Below are 16,893 nucleotides of genomic sequence, written 5' to 3'. Positions count from 1 at the left end.
ACTTGCTTGCCCTTGAAGGAAGTCTTTCAGTCCAGGGCATATCATGAGCGGTCGAGAAGCTATACCAGGATTATTTAAATGATTACGGCGAGCTGTACCGTGATCCGCCAAGATCTGCAAAAAAATAAATGCAAAAATAATCTGTTTAATGCTAAAATAAATATTACGGAAGTATTCCAATTGTTTTTATAGGAAAAATGCAAACGAGTGGAGGAAATTGGAACATGGCTTTTTCAACGAGCATCCCGCACGGCGGTATATTGGTAAACCGGGAAAACCACAGTGCGGAAGCTTTAAAACAGGCAGAACAATTACCGGCATTAACCGTTTCCGACTGGAGCATCTCCGACCTGGAACTGATCGGTATCGGCGGCTTCAGCCCGCTGACCGGGTTTATGGGGAAGCAGGATTATGAAACGGTTGTGGAAAATATGCGGCTTTCAAACGGCCTTATCTGGAGTATTCCGATCACGCTTCCCGTAACAGAAGAGGAAGCGGAAAGGTTTGAAACCGGCGAAACGCTCGCATTAAAAGGTGCAGACGGCGTGATCTACGGCACGCTCACACTGGAAGAAAAGTATACAGTGGACAAAGAACGGGAAGCAAGGCTCGTGTACGGGACAACCGACCCGGCGCACCCCGGCGTTAAACGCTTATATGAAAACGGGGATGTGTATCTTGCAGGGCCGGTTACGCTTTTAAACCGCCCGAATCATGACGAGTTTGCCGCTTATTATAAAGATCCGAAAGAAACAAGGGCATTGTTCGCATCCCTCGGCTGGAAAACGATTGTCGGCTTCCAGACGCGCAACCCGGTCCACCGCGCCCATGAATACATTCAGAAAAGCGCGCTTGAAATCGTTGACGGGCTGCTTTTAAACCCGCTTGTCGGCGAGACAAAAAGCGATGATATTCCGGCGGATATCCGGATGGAAAGTTACGAAGTGATTTTGAAACATTATTATCCAAAAGATCGTGTGCGCCTTGTTATTTACCCTGCCGCCATGCGCTATGCAGGCCCGCGGGAAGCAATCCTGCATGCGCTCGTCCGTAAAAATTACGGCTGCACCCATTTCATTGTCGGCCGGGACCATGCCGGTGTCGGCGATTATTATGGGACGTATGAAGCACAGGAACTGATCAGCACTGTGGAGCAGGAACTGGGCATCACCATTTTAAAATTTGAGCATGCGTTTTACTGCACGAAATGCGGCAATATGGCCACAACGAAAACCTGTCCGCACGGAAAAGAAGACCATATTCATTTGAGCGGGACAAAAGTGCGCGAAATGCTGCGCGTCGGCCAAAAACCGCCGAAAGAATTTTCCCGGCCGGAAGTGGCAGAAGTGCTGATCAAAGGGATGAAAGTGCACAATTAAACGTCCACAAATCACAAGGAGGGAACCGGCCGCATGGCGAAAGCAACCAATATCACATGGCATGAAACCAAAATTAAAAAGGAAGACCGCCGGAGGTTAAACGGGCACTCCAGCGCAGTCCTCTGGTTTACCGGGTTATCCGGTGCGGGGAAATCCACGCTGTCCGTCGCCGTTGAACAGGAACTCCACAGGCGGGGGATCCGCACGTATATCCTTGATGGCGATAATATCCGCCACGGGTTGAATAAAAATCTCGGGTTTTCCCCGGAAGACCGGAAAGAAAATATCCGCCGCATCGGAGAGGTGTCAAAACTGTTCGTGGATGCCGGCGTAATGGTGCTGACGGCGTTCATTTCACCGTACCGTGCTGACAGGGACATGGTGCGCGAACTGGTCGAAGACAATGAATTCGTAGAGATTTACGTGAATTGCCCGCTGGAAGCATGTGAACAGCGGGACCCGAAAGGCTTATACAAAAAAGCCCGCAATGGGGAAATACAAAATTTTACCGGTATAGATGCCCCTTATGAAGCCCCGGAACATCCGGAACTTGTCGTGGAAACCGACAAACAGCCGCTGGAACAGTCTGTCGGGCAGGTGATCCGCTTTTTGGAAGAAAAAGGGTACATCGAAAAGTAGCCGGTTTTATAAACGGCAAACGTGCAGCAGGTGCAAGACCTTGCTGCACGTTTTTCTACATAGGGATGTAAGATTATGCAACAAAATGCTGGAAATATGCAAAATCCTGTTTTCATCCGGAATTTTTTGTGCTATGGTATGGACGTTGTGATTTATTTTAACCAGATGCGTATGATAGATAAATGGAGATGAACATACGATGGCAACACAAAAATCCGGCCTGAAACGGCGTTTAAAGGCGCGGCATCTGACCATGATATCACTCGGCGGCTCGATCGGGACCGGGCTTTTTCTCGGAAGCGGCGCCGCAATTTACCAGGCTGGCCCGGGGGGAGCACTGCTTGCCTATTTGGTTATCGGTGTGATGGTCTATTTTATTATGACAAGCCTCGGGGAACTGGCTTCATTTATGCCGACAAGCGGGGCATTCAGTACGTATGCAACCCGCTTTATTGATCCGGCGCTCGGTTTTGCGCTCGGCTGGAATTATTGGTACAGCTGGGCCATTTGTCTTGCAGCGGAACTGTCGGCATCGACGCTGGTCATGAAATTTTGGTTTCCGCACAGCCCCAGCTGGTTGTGGAGCGGCCTGTTTTTGCTCGTGATTTTTCTTTTGAACATTTTGTCCGTGAGAGGCTATGGCGAAGGAGAGTACTGGTTTTCCTTTGTCAAAGTGGCGACCATTATCCTTTTTATTGTTACCGGCTTTTTGATGATATTTGGCATATTGGGCGGGGCACCGGCCGGCTTTAAAAACTTTACAATCGGGGATGCGCCTTTCCACGGTGGTGCGCTTGCCGTGCTTGGCGTGTTCATTACAGCCGGATTTTCATTCCAGGGGACGGAAATTGTCGGCGTTGCAGCCGGGGAAAGCGAGAATCCGCGCAAAAACGTGCCGAAAGCAATCAAAAGCATTTTCTGGCGCATTTTGTTGTTTTATGTCCTTGCAATTCTTGTCATCGGGCTGATTATCCCTTATACGACAAAAAGTTTGCAAAGTACGGATGTAATGGTGAGCCCGTTTACGCTTGTCTTTAAAAAAGCGGGGCTTGCATTTGCTGCATCCCTGATGAATGCGGTCATTTTAACGGCTGTGCTGTCGGCGGGAAACTCGAGCCTGTATGCTTCCACAAGGATTTTGTATGCAATGGCCCATGAAGGCCAGGCGCCGAAGTTTTTCGGCAAACTGAACAAACGCGGTGTGCCGGTCGCAGCCCTTGTTGCCACGGCCATTGTCGGCGCGCTTGCATTTCTCGCATCCGCATTCGGGGACGGCGCCATTTATATCTGGCTGTTGAATGCAGCGGGCGTCACGGGCTTTATTTTCTGGCTCGGGATTGCCGCCAGCCATTACCGTTTCCGGAAAGCGTATCTCGCCCAGGGACGTTCACTTGACGATCTCCCTTACCATGCGAAATGGTACCCGTTCGGCCCGATTTTTGCGCTGATTGTCGGCGTGATCGTTATTCTTGCGCAGGATTATCAGGCATTCCTCGGCGGCCGTATCGACTGGATGAGCGCCATTGCCGCGTATCTCGGCATCCCGCTTTTTGCCATCATGTGGCTCGGCTACAAGCTCGTAAAGCGGACAAAAGTCATCCCGCTTGAGGCATGCCGGATTGATGACCGGGGATTTGACCAGGAGCCGGAGCATACTGAAAAAAAGGATGCGCGCTCCTGAGCGGTGTGTTGGCTTAAAGCGCGCGCCCATGTTGCGATATCGATTCCTTGTTTGGAAATCATTATAAAGTATCGACGCCTCTACGCCCGCGTACAATACCGGTAAGGAGTGGGTAGAGATGAATGAAGTCATTACCACCCTGTCTGCGAAAAGACGGGAGAGGCAAATGAAGGCGGAACGCAATTTGCTCCGCGAACTGCCGGTTGAAGTGCTGAAGAAAAGCTTCCAGTCCCATTTCGGTTCGTTCCGGATCAACGGGGGAGCGTGGATGGAGCAGGGGATCGAAGAAGGGTGTTACGATGTCGCCATTGAAGCCTATTTATTGGGCGGCCATTACAGCCGGTTCGGGTATTACGGCGAGCCGGCCGAGCAGGCAAAGAAACGGTGCGAAACCGAATTAAAGCATATTACAGATACTCTGTACAATTTTTGGCTTTATTGGACATTCGGCAATGATACGATGCAGGAGTCCATTTACTATACATGCGAGCAGTTTGCCGACTACTTTTGGTCTTACGGCTTTAAAAAAGGCGAACAAAGGCGGAAACTGCGGCTTCATTAGGGGATGCCCGTTTTGCGGCTCCCTTTTTTGCAGTTCTATTTTCCTCCCTTGTCCCATAACTTTTCAATAAGGACAGGGAGAGGGAGATTGTGATGAAACGGAAAATCAAAATTGCGGGGTTTCTGCTTGGTGTCACCCTTTTATTTTTACTTGTGCAGTTTGAGTTTTTCCAAAAAGATACGTGGCGCCCGTGGAATCTGCCGCTTTCCGGGAAAATCATCTATCTGGATCCGGGGCACGGGGGGCCGGACGGCGGGGCAACGGGAGATGAAGTGCTGGAAAAAGATGTTGCCTTAAGTGTGGCGGCCAAAATCAAAGACTATCTTCAGCAGCAGGGCGCGCTTGTTATTATGACGCGCGAAACGGATACAGACCTTGCTGATAACGAGACAAAGGGCTACAGCCGCCGCAAAGTGGAGGATTTAAGAAAAAGGCTTTCCCTGATCAACGAGTCGGAAGCGGACCTTTTTATCAGCATCCATCTGAACGCTATTCCGCAATCGCAGTGGCACGGCGCCCAGACTTTTTACGCCCCGACTATGATTGAAAATAAAAGGATCGCCACGTTTATCCAGGCGGAGCTGGTCCGGAATCTCGAAAATACAAACCGGGCTTCCAAAACATTGTCCAATGTGTATTTGCTGAAGCATGCGAAAAAACCGGGCTGCCTTGTGGAAATCGGGTTTTTGTCCAATCCCGGGGAGCGGGAGCAATTAAAATCCGATGCGTACCAGACAAAGGTGGCGGCATCCATTTATGAAGGGATTATGCGCTACTTTACAAAAGAAAAGGACTTAAAGAACTGACAAGCATCCGGAGCCGTTCCAGCGCAAAACACTGCCATTGTATGGTATACTGGAATCAAGCTGGAAACGACTTCATTTTAAGGATGGTGTAGAAAATGTTGACGGAACAACAGGTTTACGACGTGTTAAAAGGGTTTGAAGATCCTTTTTTACATAAAACGCTGGAAGAAACAAAAGGGATCCTCGAAATCAAAATCAAAGAAGAGATCCAGCATGTCAGTGTCAAAGTAGCGATTGCCAAAACTGGTACAAGCGAACAGCTGCAGCTGCAGATGGCCATTGTGAAAGCATTGAAGGGGATTGGCGCGAATACAGTCGGCATCCGTTTCGGCGAACTGCCGAAAGAAACGCTCGACCGGTTCCGCGATTTGTTGCAGGAAGACAACAAAAACCCGCTCGGCTCCGCCAAAACGGAATTTATCGCCATTGCAAGCGGCAAGGGCGGCGTTGGGAAATCGACCGTTTCCGTCAATTTGGCGGTTGCACTCGCCCGCCTTGGGAAAAAGGTCGGCCTGATTGATGCCGATATTTACGGATTCAGCGTGCCGGACATGATGGGCATTATGCAGCGTCCGGTTGTCCGCGGAGAAAGAATTATCCCGGTGGAACGGTTCGGGGTCAAGGTCATTTCGATGGGCTTTTTTGTAGAAGACAATGCGCCGGTGATCTGGCGCGGGCCGATGCTTGGCAAAATGCTGAACAATTTCTTCCATGAAGTGGAATGGGGCAACCTCGATTATTTGCTGCTTGACTTGCCGCCGGGCACCGGGGATGTGGCGCTCGATATCCATTCGATGCTGCCGCGCTGCAATGAGATTATCGTGACAACCCCGCATCCGACTGCGGCTTTCGTTGCGGCACGGGCCGGCGCGATGGCACTCCGGACGGAACACAATTTGCTCGGTGTCATTGAAAATATGGCTTATTTTGAAAGCAAGGTGACCGGCGAACGCGAGTATGTATTTGGTCGCGGCGGCGGGGAAAAACTTGCCGAAGAATTGCGGACCGAAGTGCTCGGTCAGCTCCCGCTTCAGCAGCCGGACTGGAATGAACATGATTTCGCGCCGTCCATCTATGCCGAAGACCACCGGCTCGGAAAAATTTATACGGAAATCGCACAAAAAATTGTGGACAAGCTGAAAAAATAAATGTGGAAAGCGGCGGAGCCAAATCCCGCCGCTACTTTTTGTCTTTCATCGTTTTCGCCGCTTTCAGCAGACTGTCTTCCATTTTCGCTTTAAAAGCCGGGTCATTAAACGTATCGATGACAACCTCCTGCATGGTTTTCCGCATTTCTTTGCTCTTTAGCATCGTTTGCACTTCTTTTTCGTAAGCCGGGTCTTTTAAAATATCCATCATCATTGCCTGGTAATCCGGATCCTTCATCAAACTTTTCAACAGCGCTTTGTTTTCAGTTTTCATGCTGTCTGCAACCGCGGCGGCAAATTTCGGATCCTGCATGGCTTCTCTCCAAAAAGCCTTGCCTTTATCGGAAGTTAATGTTTGTTCGATCGCTTCTTTCATGTACGCCTTGTCAATGACCAGATTCTTTTTCATTCCGTCGCTTGTAATCACGTCCTGCAGCGCTTTTTTTCCTTCATCGGTTTTCAATATGTCAATGACCATTTTTTTCGTCTGGTTATAATCCGCTTGCCCGCCTGTTGAAGCCTCGCCCGAGCAGGCTGTAAGGGCAGCGCAAAGGCTGATCAGGAGCAAAACGGTTCTTGGTTTCATGCTTTTGGCTCCCTTCTTCATTCTATCTTTAATATGTGAAGTTCTTTTCGGATTATGCGCTCGGCGGGGAGGCTTAAAAGCACTGGAATTTTTTCCCGGGACCGGAGCCTGATCGTGCTACAGCTCTGCAAAAACCGGCTTCATCGTGCGGATTGGTAAAACAGTACAGTTGGGAAAGCCGGCATGATGTGCTGGATTTTTCTCATGATTCTCTGTTACAATAAAGGTACTTTAAAGGCAAAGGGGGATGGGGATTGACAAGCCGGAACTGGGTTCGTTTCTTTTTTGCCGCTCTTGCCATCGGAGGGGTGTCAGCCGGGATTCTCGGGTTTTTCGTCCGCTGGCCGGAAATGGCGCCTTATTTTGCACATGCGGATCTTTTGTCCATCGCTGGCGCGTTTTTCTGGTTTGCGGGGTTGGGCTTGATTTTCAGTCTTGTCAGTCAGGTAGGTTTCTTCGCCTGGTTAACCGTGCACCAGCTCGGGCTTGACATTTTCCGTTCGCGGCTTGTTTGGCAGGCCATTCAGCTTGTTGCAGCCTGTTATGTACTGTTCGATTTTGTGTACTTCCGCGCGGATACCCGCCAGTCCCTGCTGTTTGCAGCACTGATCCTTGTGTCCGCGTTTGTGGCGGCAGCTGCTAAGACGAAGCAGGCAAAAAGTGCAGGGGCTTTTATTCCTGCCTTGTTTTTCATGGTGGCAGTGACCATTCTCGAGTGGGTGCCAGCTTTGCGTGTCAATAGCATATCCTCGCTTTATCTTATGCTTTTCCCGCTTCTCATCTGCAATGCTTACCAGCTGCTTGTGCTTCCACATTTTTTAAAGCGCTCCCAAAAGGAAAAAGAGGAAAAAGCAGCATTGCGCAAGATCGCAGAAGAAAAGACGGCAAACTAAAACCGGAGCCTGATGGGGTATCCGGTTTTTGCTGTTTGGGCAGTAAATGCATAAAAATTTTCTCAGCTGGCAATAGACACGATAACAGTGGGAACGCTTGAAACGCCCGCGGCCCATGAAAAAAAGCAATAGAAGAGTCCATGGCTTCTGCTCCATATGACACAGAGCACCGGATGATTCCATTTTTGCAACCGCAGCATTTTTCCGGTAAAGGATGCCGCGGCCGGAATCCATGGTTCATGACCGCGGTTTCGATCATTTTTGAAACCAGTCGGCCCCTTTGTCCATATGGAGGAAGGGGATATCCGTATCCACTTCGCCGGTGATCTTTTCAATGGGCAAGTCTTCTCCTGACAGCCATTTGGCAAAGTCAATTTTCACCGGCTCGCAGTCACCGCCTAAAGCGAACCAGGCTTCCATTTGCTTTGGCAGGTAAGCGGAAGTATGGATTGTGCCCGCCCAGCTAGCGTATAGTTCTGAAAAAACGCCTTTATCCCGGCTATTTAATAATTGAAACGCGTCCCGGGCGCTGGATAGATGCCCTTTTTCCTGTTCCAAAATGGCGGTTCTGCGCATCGAATCGCTGAGATGATGCCGGTTTTCTTTGCTGAGGGTTTCAAAATGATTGGTGCAAATATCTCCGTTCCGCACGGCGACCGCGCGCGGAGAGGCTTCGACAATCCGGGTTTCCCCGCTTTTATCATAAACGACATAGCTGAATGAATGGCGGTGCGGAATTTCTTTTAACATGGCAACGGCTTCGTCAATATTTACGCATGATTCCAGTAGCAGCCTGCCAATCATGCAGCAAATAAACCCGTCGCCGGGACTTTTTCGATGGATAAACGTATAGCCGATGGCGAGCCCTTTTTCATTCATGCCGTCCATCCGCCCGGTGACGCGCTGGCTCGGCCCGGCAATCGCGTACCCCTGGTCGGTTGGCTGGTACAGGACATAGCGTCCTTCATAGGTTTTAGGATGGTAATCATAGTTGCGGATGAGATAGCCATCGCCTGTTAAAATCGAGCAGCCTGATTTTGTGTAATCCACCCGGTAGCCGCCAAATTCCTGCAAAACTTTTTCCATCGGCCATTTCAGTGCTTCCTGCAATCCGCACAACTCGTCCCAGATTCCGGGTGCAAAGCGGGTGATTGCGTCTTTCGTTTCGTTAAGGTCGATTACAAACCGCGGTTTTCTGACTTTCCATTGATTGTCGCGGTTTTGGATGGAAAGGGATTCTTTTAATGCAAGCCCCTGCATATAACCGAATTTTTCATGTGACCCGCGAAATTGGACCACTGTGCTGAAAATTTGCTTCATTATTCCATTCACCTGCAAGCCCATTTGGATATCCTTTCATATCATTCATTTTAACACATTGTATTTCTCTTCTCCTAACAACGATATACCAAGTGGGCCTGTGGCTTTAAGGAATCACTTTCGTTTCTGCTTTGCCGTTTGCAATCATTTCGGAAACGGTCACAAATTTTCCTTTATCCGACAAGTGGCGGATGATTTGCGGCAGGGCTTTGTTCGTCTGCTTTGCGGCATCAGAAGCGTGCAGCAGGATGATATCCCCGTTTTCGGCTGTGCTTGCTTTTTCAATAATTTTTGCGGTGCCCGGGTTTTTCCAGTCATCGGTGTTGACGCTCCAGTGAACCATTGTAAGCCCCAGTTGGTCCGCAATTTTTAATGCCGTTTTGTCAAAATGGCCGGTCGGGGAACGCAAAAGTTTTACATCCTTTATTTCAAGTTTTTTAAACACTTCTTGTGCCTTCTGCATATCATGCCGCACTTTAGCCGGTTCTTCATCCGTGTAATCCACATAGGCATAACCGAGGCTTCCGATCTCATATCCGGCTTTTTCAATCCTATTCACAATATCCGGGTGCTGTTCCGCCCACGCGCCTGACAGGAAAAAGGTTGCGGACTTTACGCCGTTTTTCTGCAGCGTTTTCAAGATAGGGACGGCTTTTTCATCGCCCCAGCCAATATTAAAAGTTAACGCAATGCCGTTTTCTCCTTTAAAAACGGCTTTCGGGGTGCCTTTTGCTGAAAAAGCTGCCGTCTGCGCCAGCGTTTGGGTATAGATCAATAAGGCAGTAAAAAACGAGACAATGACAATGAAAAGATACGGTTTCCAGTTTCGCGATTTCGTATGGTGCATGATTCAACCTCCCGTTAAAAACTGCACTTGTCTTATTGTATGCGCCATTTTTTCAGGATTATGCAAGGAAAAGTGCTGTGATATTTTCCTTAAATTTGGTAAAAATAGACGTACCATGAACAGAAAGGGTGCATGTGGGTGTTAGGTCTTGTCGTCCATGAAAAAGAGCTGCTGGAACTGCAGTATTTGTTGAAAAGAGAAATGGAAGAAATTTTACTTGACCTGAATGATGAGCGGATTGAGCGGGTCATCAAAAGGGCCATGAAAGAACGGTACCGGATTCTTTTTAAGCTCCTGACAAAAGTCGCGCCCCAAAGCGAATATGCCCAATTCGCCGTGTCCTATAGGCGGGAAATGAAACAGTAAAGAGCGGAGGCAGCCGCTCTTTTTTTTACGGTCTTTTGGAAAAGAAGAAGCGAAGAGCGTTCTGGAAAAAGGGAAATCACGGACCTTGACCGGAAAGAAGGACGCGAGTTGTCCCGGCCGCCCGGGTGAGCCGCACCCTTTTGATCACTCTTTCACAAAAAGTCAATAGGCCTGGAAGAATAATTTTCCAGAAAAATAATTTGTCAAATAATATTCGACAGTTTTTAACCGAATTGTCACATGGCTCCTATCTGTACCATAAAAAGATTAAATATAATATAAGTGTAATGATAAAGTAACGGAAATATGGAAGAGGAGGGGATTTTGGGAAATGAGTGAAGTCATATTGGCACGGACCCAGTTTGCAACGACAACCTTGTTCCACTTCATTTTCGTGCCGCTTTCAATCGGATTGGCATTTATTGTCGCTGTCATGCAAACGCTTTACATGGTGAAAAAGAAAGAAATTTACAAGAAAATGACGAAGTTTTGGGGAACCTTTTTCCTCATCAACTTCGCAGTCGGAGTGGTGACCGGGATTATCCAGGAATTCCAATTCGGGATGAACTGGTCGACCTACTCGCGGTTCGTCGGGGACGTATTCGGCGCACCGCTTGCGATTGAAGCGCTGCTTGCGTTCTTTATGGAGTCGACTTTCATCGGCCTATGGATTTTCGGTTGGGACAGACTCCCGAAAAAACTGCATCTGGCCTGCATCTGGCTCGTCTCGATCGGAACGATGCTGTCGGCGCTCTGGATTATGGCCGCAAACTCGTTCATGCAAAATCCGGTCGGCTATACGATTCACAATGGCCGTGCCGAAATGAACAATTTTGCCGCCGTGCTGTTGAACCAAAAATTGCAGGTGGCTTACCCGCACATTATTTTCGGCAGCCTTGCCACCGGTGCGTTTTTCATCGCCGGCGTTTCGGCCTGGAATTTGATCAGGAAAAAAGAAGTGGCCTTTTTCAAACGGTCTGTTGCCATCGCACTTATCGTTGGTCTTCTCAGCGGGCTCGGCCTTGCCTTTTCCGGGCACAGCCAGGCACGTTATCTCATTAATGTCCAGCCGATGAAAATGGCTGCTGCGGAAGGCATCTGGCAAAACACCGGGGACCCTGCGCCGTGGACATTGTTTAGTGTCATTGATACGAAAAATAAAAAGTCGGAATACAGGGTGCAAATTCCGTACTTGCTGAGCTACTTATCCTATGGCAAATTTTCCGGATCTGTCAAAGGGATGAACGAGCTGCAAAAAGAATACACACAAAAATACGGGGCAGGCAATTATATTCCGCCTGTAAAAACAACGTTTTGGAGCTTCCGGATCATGGTTGCCACCGGCGGCATTATGATCCTGATGAGTTTGATCGGCCTGTACCTTGTCTGGAAGAAAAAAATTGAAAACAGCATGCGTTACTTGAAATGGCTGTTCCCTTGCATGTTTATCCCGACGATCGGCAACTCGTTCGGCTGGATTATGTCTGAAATGGGCCGGCAGCCATGGGTGGTAAACGGCTTGATGAAAACAAGTGCGGGCGTTTCGCCGAATGTTTCGGCCGGCGAGCTGCTGTTTTCACTGGTTGCGTTCTCGATTGTCTATACGCTGCTTGCCGTGGCAATGGCTTACCTGTTTATCCGCGTTATTAAACAGGGCCCGCAGGCAAAACCGATGGAAGACATTACTGCATCGGATCCTTTCAATACAAGGAGGGTTGTATAATGCAGTTAAATGAATTGTGGTTTTTGCTCGTTTGTGTGTTATTTGTCGGATTTGTATTTCTGGAAGGTTTTGATTTCGGAGTCGGGATGAGCACAAAATTCCTTGCCAAAAATGAGACGGAAAAACGGGTGCTCATTAATACGATCGGGCCGTTCTGGGATGCCAATGAAGTATGGCTCCTGACAGCGGGCGGCGCCATGTTTGCTGCTTTCCCGAACTGGTATGCCACGCTTTTTAGCGGCTATTACCTTGCCTTTGTCGTCCTGCTGCTTGCGCTTATTGCCAGAGGGGTTGCCTTTGAATTCCGCGGCAAACTCCAGGCAAGCAAATGGAAAGGTATTTGGGACTGGGCCATTTTGCTTGGAAGCCTCCTGCCGCCGTTTTTGCTTGGTGCTCTGTTTTCCGGGATGATCAAGGGGCTTCCGATTGACCGCTCGATGACGATGCATGCCGGATTTTTCGACATCGTCAACCTCTACACGATCGTCGGCGGGCTTGCTTTTGTCGCTCTTGTCTATCTGCATGGCCTGATGTTTATCCGTTTAAAAACGGATGGCGAAATCCGTGAACGTGCCGGAAAAGCCGCGATCAAAATGTATATCGCTACAGGCGCCGTCGTTGTCCTGTTTACCGTATTAACCGCTGTTTTTACAGACGCGTTTGTGAAACGGGGTGCCATTTTAATTCCGGTCTATGCCGTTGCCATCGTGCTTTATCTGGCACTGTATCCGCTTTTGCGGAATAAAAAAGAAGGATTGAGTTTTGCCGTAACCGGGTTGATTTTAATTCTTGTAACCGTCTCGTTTTTCATCGCACTTTTCCCGAACGTGCTGATCAGTTCAATGGGGGCGGCGAACAACTTGACGCTTTATAAAGCATCGTCAAGCCCGTATTCGTTAAAAATCATGACGATCGTCGCATGCACGATGGTACCGGTCGTGCTCGCTTACACGATTTGGAGTTACTACGTCTTCCGGAAACGGGTTACACCGCATGAATTGCATTATTAAAAAAGTTCAGGGGGCGGGGGTTAAAGATCGCCGTCCACTGCTCACCCGGGGAGCGGATTTCGGGCAAACCGGGTGTTTTCTTTTTCATTCGGCACCGTTTGGACGGGTGCGGAGAGAAGCAGATCAATACGGGAATAGGGAATGGATACTACTCCTGGAATGGAACCTTTTGGATGGGTACGGAGAGAAGCAGTCCGCATATTGCGGATTGAAGCAGGAACCTGGCACGATCTTAGGGACTCCGTACAGGTGAAAATATGCCAATGAACGAATCAAAAAAGCCCTGCGTATGGCGGAATGGCCCCATACCGGAGAGGAGCTGGTGCGGATGGATAAACATCTGATGCAGTATAAAGGCAGCTTAAAAACTTTTATCATTGCCGGATGCCTGACGATGATCCAATCGGTTGCTATTATCGTGCAGGCAGTATACCTGGCAAAAGCGATTGTCCATTTATACAAAGGGGTGCCGTGGCAGGAAGCAGCGGCTGAATTTGGCATCTTTTTCGCCGCCCATCTCATCCGCCACTTTTTGCAGTGGGCAAAGTCGCGGGTTGCGTTCCGGTTTGCCGGCCGCACGTCCCTCCATTACCAAAACTTGCTCGTTGAAAAGCTGTTTCGCATCGGACCGCGCGCCATCAGCAGGCATGGCACGGGCAATCTGGTGACGCTTTGCCTTGAGGGCATTCCGGAGTTCCGTACTTATTTAGAGCTTTTTATTCCACGGTTTATCGCGTGCCTGACGATCCCGGCTGTTCTCCTTGTGTATATTTTTTCACAGGATGTTGAAACCGGGATCACGCTGCTGGTTGTCATGCCGATTTTAATCGGGTTTTTGATTCTGCTCGGGCTCGCCGCGCAAAAGCAGAAAGAAGCGAGATGGGAAACGTACCAGCTGCTTTCCCGCCATTTTGTGGACTCGTTAAGGGGGCTCGTGACGCTGAAATTTTTAGGGCGGAGCAAAAGCCATAAAGAAGCCATTTGGGAAGTCAGCAACAAGTACCGGATTGCCACAAACCGCACGCTCAGAATTGCTTTTTTATCGTCGTTTTCCCTGGACTTTTTTGCGACTTTGTCCGTGGCGGTCGTGGCCGTGGAACTCGGGCTCCGGCTGATTAACGGGCAAATCGGATTTGAACCGGCTCTTGCGCTTTTAATTCTCGCGCCGGAGTATTTTATGCCGGTCCGCGATCTCGGCAGCGATTACCATGCCACGATGAACGGCAAAGAGGCGGGCGAGAAGATCCACCGCCTGCTTGCCGAAAAAGAAGATTTTGGAAATGGGCTTTCTTTTCCCGTCCCGGTTTGGAACGAACACAGTACATTAACGGTGGAAGGGCTCGAAAAACAGTCGCCGGAAGAAAACCGGGCGATTTTGCAGGATGTCACGTTTACCGCCCGTGGGTTTCAAAAAATCGGCGTGATCGGCATCTCCGGTTCGGGCAAATCGACGCTGATTGACCTGTTATCCGGGTTCTCCATGCCGAATGGCGGACGGATCAGGATTGACGGCCTGGAAGTTCCGCATTTGTCCTTTACCGAATGGCAAAAGCAGGTGAACTACATTCCGCAGCATCCGTATATTTTTGCAAAGACCGTACGGGAAAATATTGCCTGGTATGCGCCGGATGCGCCGCTTGAAAAGATTGAGGAAGCGGCCCGGACAGCAGGGCTTTCCGACCTCATCGCCAGCTTTCCGAACGGGCTTGATGAAAAAATCGGCCAGGGCGGACGGGTGCTAAGCGGCGGTGAAGAACAGCGGATTGCGCTTGCGCGGGCATTGCTGGATGCACGTCCGGTTATGCTTTTGGATGAGCCGACTGCGCATCTCGATATCGAAACGGAACAGGAAATTAAACAGCTGATGCTCCCGCTTTTTGAACATAAACTTGTCTTTTTTGCCACCCACCGCCTGCACTGGGTAAAAGAAATGGATTTGATTTTGGTGATGGATGGCGGCAGGCTTAGAGAAGCGGGCACATACGATGAGCTGTACCGGAAAAAGGGCGCCTTTTACGAACTTGTCGAGGCGCAGCGGGGAGGGGTAGAACATGGCATACTTCAACCGGTATATTAAACCGTATATCCGTCAGTACCGGTGGCTGATGGTAGCTACTGTCCTGCTTGGCATTGTTGCTTTTCTTGCTTCATCGATGCTCACCTTTACGTCCGGGTATTTGATCACAAGGGCTTCCGAAATGCCGGTGACGATTCTTTTGATTTATGTCCCGATCGTCGGCGTGCGCGCTTTCGGGATCGCGCGGCCGGTCGCCCGTTATTTTGAGCGGCTTAGCGGGCATAATACGGTGTTGAAGATTCTTGCTGATATGCGCGTCAAACTGTATGAAATGCTCGAACCGCAGGCGCTGTTTATCCGCTCGCGTTTTCAGGCGGGGGATCTGCTCGGCACGCTTGCCGATGACATCGAGCACTTGCAGGACGCTTATATCCGCACCATTTTTCCTGTCGTGACGGCGCTGTTTTTGTTTTTATATTCTGTTTGCACGCTGGCTGCATTTGACTGGCAGTTTGCGTTATGGATTGCCTTATTAATGGGGATCGTCCTGTTTGTTTACCCGCTTTTATCCTTATATTTCATGAAAAAACGACAAATCGCGCTGAAAGAAACACAGAGCCGGCTGTACCGCAACGTCACGGATACTTTATTCGGCATCCGCGACTGGATCATCAGCGGAAAGAAAGAACGGTTTTTCAAGCAGTTTCATGAAGACAGCCAGGAAAGCCACGAAATGGAAAGGAAGATGTCCTTTTGGAATCATAACCGGAACTTTCAGCTACAGGTCATCTCGGGCATGATTTTAATATTTACCGGCATCTGGGCAGGGCATGCCGCAATGCATGGAGACATCGCCCCGACCTATATTGCGTCTTTTACACTTGTAACCCTTCCGATTCTGGAAGGCATCATCCCGGCATCCGCGGCGGTGGAAAAGATTCCGGCATACAAGGAATCCCTGCAACGGATTGACGCGATCCGGCAGTACGTCCCGGATAAAAGCAGGAATAGCGTAGTTCCTGGAGAGAAAGCGGATATCCGTTTGGAACATGTCTTTTACTATTATGAAAACGAACCGGCCGCAGCTTTGAACGATGTGTCACTCACCATTCCCCATGGGCAAAAAATCGCGGTGCTTGGCAAAAGCGGAGCGGGCAAATCGACGCTTCTCCATCTGCTGATTGGGGCGCTGCAGCCTGCTTCAGGGACCGTTTCCATCGGCGGGCATGCCCCGGCAGCATATGGCGAAGGGATTCACCAGCTGGTCAGTGTCTTGAACCAGAAACCTTATCTGTTCGCGACAACGGTCGAAAATAACGCTGCCCTCGGACGCCCCGGCGCCACATCAGAAGAAATAGAGGAGGCCATCCGGCAAGTCAAACTTGACCGGTATCTCCACTCCCTTCCAAATGGGATCCATACCCAAATGGAGGAAACCGGCCAGCGTTTTTCGGGAGGCGAGCGGCAAAGAATCGCCCTCGCACGGATCCTGCTGCAAAATACGCCTGTGGTCATTTTGGATGAACCGACTGTCGGGCTTGATCCCCTGACAGAAAAAGACCTGCTCGATACGATGTTTGAAGTTTTAAAGGACAAAACGGTGATTTTCATTACTCACCATCTGGCCGGGATGGAAAAAATGGATCAGATCGTCTTTCTGGATGAAGGAAAAATCGCCATGCAGGGCACACACGCGGCATTGATGGAAAACCATGCGCGTTACCGCAAACTTTATCAACTGGACCGCGGGGACGCTTGACCAGCCCCCGCTTTTTCCAGTGCCACTGTTGCAGCATGGGCGCCTGCAAGTGAATTTGCCGTTTTTTATTTCTGCCCGTGCCGCGAAAGAAGCAGATGGGTTATCTATCGCCGGTTGCAAAAAATAGACACAATTTTTGAAAGCGTTACCATTGCTT

At 49.6% G+C, this 16,893-nt stretch carries 15 protein-coding genes; 12 read left to right on the top strand and 3 right to left on the bottom strand.

The genetic code is table 11. The annotated features are described in order from the left end of the window. The first annotated feature begins 224 nt into the window (after positions 1–224). The 6 genes from sat to BCOA_RS22880 all read left to right on the top strand — a co-directional run bounded on the left by sat (position 225) and on the right by BCOA_RS22880 (position 6,215). Positions 225–1,379, top strand: a complete 1,155-nt coding sequence (sat, locus tag BCOA_RS22905; protein ID WP_014096476.1) for a sulfate adenylyltransferase — start codon at positions 225–227, stop codon at positions 1,377–1,379. A gap of 33 nt (positions 1,380–1,412) precedes the next feature. Continuing rightward, positions 1,413–2,018, top strand: coding sequence for an adenylyl-sulfate kinase (cysC, locus tag BCOA_RS22900; protein WP_014096475.1), 606 nt, complete (start codon positions 1,413–1,415; stop codon positions 2,016–2,018). A 199-nt stretch (positions 2,019–2,217) separates the two neighbouring features. Then, complete coding sequence (locus BCOA_RS22895; RefSeq protein WP_014096474.1) at positions 2,218–3,699, top strand: amino acid permease; 1,482 nt, start codon at positions 2,218–2,220, stop codon at positions 3,697–3,699. A 118-nt stretch (positions 3,700–3,817) separates the two neighbouring features. Then, a complete protein-coding gene (locus BCOA_RS22890) occupies positions 3,818–4,261 on the top strand; it encodes a YbaK family protein (protein WP_014096473.1) in 444 nt (147 codons plus the stop codon). Positions 4,262–4,353: 92 nt separating this feature from the next. After that, positions 4,354–5,067, top strand: a complete 714-nt coding sequence (gene cwlD / locus BCOA_RS22885; RefSeq protein ID WP_014096472.1) for an N-acetylmuramoyl-L-alanine amidase CwlD — start codon at positions 4,354–4,356, stop codon at positions 5,065–5,067. A gap of 95 nt (positions 5,068–5,162) precedes the next feature. Beyond that, on the top strand, positions 5,163–6,215 hold the full coding sequence (locus BCOA_RS22880) for an Mrp/NBP35 family ATP-binding protein (protein ID WP_014096471.1): 1,053 nt from the start codon (positions 5,163–5,165) through the stop codon (positions 6,213–6,215). A 31-nt stretch (positions 6,216–6,246) separates the two neighbouring features. On the opposite strand, the gene gerD is transcribed toward BCOA_RS22880, so the two are convergent. Further along, positions 6,247–6,801, bottom strand: coding sequence for a spore germination lipoprotein GerD (gene gerD / locus BCOA_RS22875; protein WP_014096470.1), 555 nt, complete (start codon positions 6,799–6,801; stop codon positions 6,247–6,249). A 254-nt stretch (positions 6,802–7,055) separates the two neighbouring features. On the opposite strand from gerD, the gene BCOA_RS22870 reads away from it, so the two are divergent. Further along, on the top strand, positions 7,056–7,694 hold the full coding sequence (locus tag BCOA_RS22870) for a KinB-signaling pathway activation protein (protein WP_014096469.1): 639 nt from the start codon (positions 7,056–7,058) through the stop codon (positions 7,692–7,694). Between the two features lie 255 nt (positions 7,695–7,949). On the opposite strand, the gene BCOA_RS22865 is transcribed toward BCOA_RS22870, so the two are convergent. Both BCOA_RS22865 and BCOA_RS22860 read right to left on the bottom strand, forming a co-directional pair. Continuing rightward, complete coding sequence (locus BCOA_RS22865; protein WP_035189302.1) at positions 7,950–9,014, bottom strand: C45 family autoproteolytic acyltransferase/hydolase; 1,065 nt, start codon at positions 9,012–9,014, stop codon at positions 7,950–7,952. 106 nt (positions 9,015–9,120) lie between these two features. Continuing rightward, the gene (locus tag BCOA_RS22860; RefSeq protein ID WP_014096467.1) at positions 9,121–9,861 is read right to left on the bottom strand and encodes a polysaccharide deacetylase family protein; all 741 of its coding nucleotides are present in this window, start codon (positions 9,859–9,861) and stop codon (positions 9,121–9,123) included. Positions 9,862–9,999: 138 nt separating this feature from the next. Here BCOA_RS22860 and BCOA_RS22855 point away from each other — a divergent pair, with 138 nt between their 5' ends. The 5 genes from BCOA_RS22855 (at position 10,000) to cydC (ending at position 16,736) form a co-directional block, all read left to right on the top strand. Continuing rightward, a complete protein-coding gene (locus tag BCOA_RS22855) occupies positions 10,000–10,227 on the top strand; it encodes a hypothetical protein (protein ID WP_014096466.1) in 228 nt (75 codons plus the stop codon). 331 nt (positions 10,228–10,558) lie between these two features. After that, positions 10,559–11,950, top strand: a complete 1,392-nt coding sequence (locus tag BCOA_RS22850) for a cytochrome ubiquinol oxidase subunit I (protein WP_014096465.1) — start codon at positions 10,559–10,561, stop codon at positions 11,948–11,950. Beyond that, the gene (cydB, locus tag BCOA_RS22845) at positions 11,950–12,960 is read left to right on the top strand and encodes a cytochrome d ubiquinol oxidase subunit II (RefSeq protein ID WP_014096464.1); all 1,011 of its coding nucleotides are present in this window, start codon (positions 11,950–11,952) and stop codon (positions 12,958–12,960) included. The genes BCOA_RS22850 and cydB overlap by 1 nt, the downstream gene beginning before the upstream one ends. Before the next feature lie 328 nt (positions 12,961–13,288). Further along, positions 13,289–15,037, top strand: a complete 1,749-nt coding sequence (cydD, locus tag BCOA_RS22835) for a thiol reductant ABC exporter subunit CydD (protein ID WP_014096463.1) — start codon at positions 13,289–13,291, stop codon at positions 15,035–15,037. Further along, entirely contained in the window at positions 15,012–16,736 is a 1,725-nt protein-coding gene (gene cydC, locus BCOA_RS22830) for a thiol reductant ABC exporter subunit CydC (RefSeq protein WP_014096462.1), read from the top strand. The genes cydD and cydC overlap by 26 nt, the downstream gene beginning before the upstream one ends. Positions 16,737–16,893 lie beyond the last annotated feature (157 nt).

The sequence above is a fragment of the Heyndrickxia coagulans 36D1 genome, assembly GCF_000169195.2.
In the GTDB taxonomy this organism is placed as follows: Bacteria; Bacillota; Bacilli; order Bacillales; family Bacillaceae_C; genus Weizmannia; species Weizmannia faecalis.
This window is presented reverse-complemented; position numbering and strand designations above follow the sequence as displayed.